Here is a 3,147-nt window from a genome sequence, read left to right as displayed (position 1 = left end):
TGATAGAATTGCTGCGTAAGTTCTGCTAGGGTGGGCATTATCCACCCTACTACTAACCTAAGTTGCTAGTTATCAAAAAACACCTCAAAATGGCTTCAAGACACCAAAACTTAGTATCGATAGATCCTTAATTATATAGATTATTGGTATTAAGAGCTACCATTTATGGGTATAACTAGCCAGGGCAAACGTATCTTGTCAATAAACTGGGGATAGTTCTCAATAAACCCTGCCTTGTCTGTCTTGTCTTCGTTGTCCCCTTGTAGCCTTAGTTTGAGATTTTCCGGCGATAGACCCACACTTTAGTCATTAGGGTGAGTGTGGGATATGTCACATTTAATGAAATATTGTACTAGCACTATTAATGCTTGAATCACAGAATCTCGTTGATTGGCATTGAGGCTGACCATCGGGGGTCGATTGCTTTCATCCACAAAGCCCAACGCGATCGCTACATCCTCTTCTGACCAAGCTCCTTCACAATCAACATGGGTTAGACCAATCACTAGGGGAATTTTCACACGCTGTCCCATAAAACTGAGCAGGCGACGGGAAGAGCTAAACTGACTGGGACGATGGGCATCAACAAGGAGTATGTAAGCATGCGCTTTCCGAATCAGGATATCCCACATGAAATCAAAGCGAGACTGTCCTGGAGTACCATATAAATGTAGCGCCATATCTTGAGCAAATTGCAAACGCCCAAAGTCCATCGCTACTGTAGTTTTTTGCTTAATTTTAGTTGTCACGTCCGTTGCTAGGCAATCTGTATCCACTACATCAATTTCGCTAACCGAGCGAATGAAAGAGGATTTTCCAGCACCCACGGCACCGGTTACAACTAGACGCATAATTTCCACGCTTATTTGCTGTTAGCCGTTCTGAAGCAGAATCGGAAACACGACAACATTATTGTCAACCACAGGATTAGGATTACCATACTCTGATTGCAGAAAAACTACCATTAACTCCAAAAAGTACCTAGCTGTTATTAATCGTTATTACCTCCTTAAGAAACCAAGTAAGTGTTGCACAAAGCGATTGCTCAGCTCTTGAGGATTGTCCTCCTCAGTTCGATTTGCCCCAACGGCGACTGGCTCTAATCCCTGTGATTGCCAATAGTTCTGTTGATATGAAGTAAGCATAGGCACTTCTGCGACTAAACCCACGCTAATCAGCCGGAAGGATATCTGTTGAACCGTTTCCAGAGACTTCCCCAACCGAGTAGCAATATCAGTGAGGGGAATCGACCCATTGGCTAATTTCCAAACTGCAGCTTCCATAGGGTCTAGCCCTAACTGGCGATGACCAACCATCGCCCTAGATAGTGCTGAGGTTGTCTCAGGTAGCTTGTCTGCTAATCCAGTCCAATCTGGTAGAGCTCGCAGACCAATTAGAGTTGCTTTGGTAGCTGAGATGCTTAAACCCGTCATTTCTATCGTGGGCAAGGTTGCCTTAGAGTCAAACCTAAATTTAGCATCTTTGAGCCGGAATAAGCCACAAACTGAGCGTATAACCTGGGCATGAAATAGTAGTCTCAACTGCTCTGGATGCAGAAATCCCTTAGTCTTCAAGTACAGACCAATCGGTTTATTCGCCGGACATCGATTTACCTGTTCATTAATTACCTCAGGGCTCAGCCAACCCCGCTGACACATCATTTTCAGCAGGCATTGGTGATCCAGACGATAGCTAACTGCCAAGATCCGACCTTGGCGCAGTAGAATATGTCGAGCTTTTATTTCCTGACTATGCCTACTTAGCTTGAATCGGAGGGTTAGTAATCCAGTTTTGTTTCCTTGATCGAGGAACTGAAACAATTCTGGGAGGGAAAATTCCGCTAAAGAACTCGTGATAGCCATTACTTGCCAATAATAAAGAAAGTCACCTATTACTAGGCTTAAGTTTATTGATAGTCACAAGACATAATGAATAATCTATTTTTTTTGATCGATTTTTTCGGATTTTATATTAAAGTTATTAAATTTTAATTATTTTACAATACAATTCTAACCATTGGGTTAGTAATTCCCTAAGTGTAAAGTCAAAAATTTCTATCTTATGACTGATGCGTAAAATGAAGATATAAGCCTTCGAGAGGAGAGGTTCAGCAGGGTTTCTGACATTGGCAATCTGACATTGGCAATAGGCTTAACTCAAACCTGGCGCTTAGATAGTTTTCCCACTATAGCCACTTCCAGTTAATACGATAGGTATATTGAGTTACCTAAAATCAAAAGGATTTCTTAAATTATTCAAATAACAGCTACCATTTTTACCAAAATCATTATTATATATTATATTCAATTATTGGTCAAGATAAAATTAACCCACCCTAATCTAAGCAGTGGCAACCTTTCAGATCGTTGCTGTGGCACTTTAGCTAGAGTTTTGTTTCATAAATTCCTGGTATGCTCTGGTGAGGCTCTAAGGCAGCCTTCAAATCTGGAATCACCCGCTTGATTTCCAGCATCAGCACCCCCTGTTTAGCTGCCTTGGTGGCTAAGACTAATAGAACCGCATACTCGCCACAGTTGGTTAGTATGCCATAACCTTTATTACCTTCTACGAAAATGCGGTCTAGAATGCCTCTGGACAATTCCGAGCCAATCCGTTCACCTAGGGATAACATAGCAGCTGACATGGCTGATACTCGTTCTTCATCCATCTCGCTCGGTAAACTGGATGCTATAGGCAGCCCATCAGGAGAAACTAAAGCAGCTCCTTGAACCTCACTGGTGCTGGTGACAAAATTTTGGATAATGGTCTCCAGCTTGGCGGTATTAATGGTCATGGTTATCCATTCCTCATCAAAACGTTACTGCTCAATCGAGTTTGTCGAAAATAGAGTGATAGGGAAAGTCTAGCCAATTATTAAGGTCTAGTTGCCATACTCGGTGGTTGCCGTAAAATCGTCGGAGATGTGGCTTGGTTTAGCAGATCAGGAACTATAGCCCGAAGGTAAATAAGACCTATGAAACCTTTTCCCCCAGATCAGGAAGCCTAGGGCGTGTCTTCAAACTCCGAGTACCCCCGTTGGTCCCCCTTAAAAAAGGGGGACTTTGAGTATGGCTCCCCCCTTAATAAGGGGGGCTGGGGGGGATCTAATATCTTGCGGAAAACTTTGAAAACACACACTAGTGTCAA

4 protein-coding genes are annotated in these 3,147 nt (G+C 42.7%); all 4 read right to left on the bottom strand.

All coding sequences use genetic code 11. The features are described 5' to 3' along the window. Positions 1-149: 149 nt before the first annotated feature. Complete coding sequence (locus F6K20_RS31210) at positions 150-299, bottom strand: hypothetical protein (protein WP_008181989.1); 150 nt, start codon at positions 297-299, stop codon at positions 150-152. Positions 300-302: 3 nt separating this feature from the next. Beyond that, the gene (locus tag F6K20_RS31205) at positions 303-851 is read right to left on the bottom strand and encodes a GTP-binding protein (protein ID WP_008181987.1); all 549 of its coding nucleotides are present in this window, start codon (positions 849-851) and stop codon (positions 303-305) included. Positions 852-1,001: 150 nt separating this feature from the next. Next, the gene (locus F6K20_RS31200; protein WP_008181986.1) at positions 1,002-1,862 is read right to left on the bottom strand and encodes a DUF4388 domain-containing protein; all 861 of its coding nucleotides are present in this window, start codon (positions 1,860-1,862) and stop codon (positions 1,002-1,004) included. Positions 1,863-2,383: 521 nt separating this feature from the next. Then, the gene (locus F6K20_RS31195) at positions 2,384-2,794 is read right to left on the bottom strand and encodes a roadblock/LC7 domain-containing protein (RefSeq protein ID WP_008181985.1); all 411 of its coding nucleotides are present in this window, start codon (positions 2,792-2,794) and stop codon (positions 2,384-2,386) included. Positions 2,795-3,147 lie beyond the last annotated feature (353 nt).

The sequence above is a fragment of the Moorena sp. SIO2C4 genome (assembly GCF_010672485.1).
In the GTDB taxonomy this organism is placed as follows: domain Bacteria; phylum Cyanobacteriota; class Cyanobacteriia; order Cyanobacteriales; family Coleofasciculaceae; genus Moorena; species Moorena producens.
Note: the sequence above shows the minus strand (reverse complement) of the source record. Positions and strands in the feature narration are given on the sequence as shown.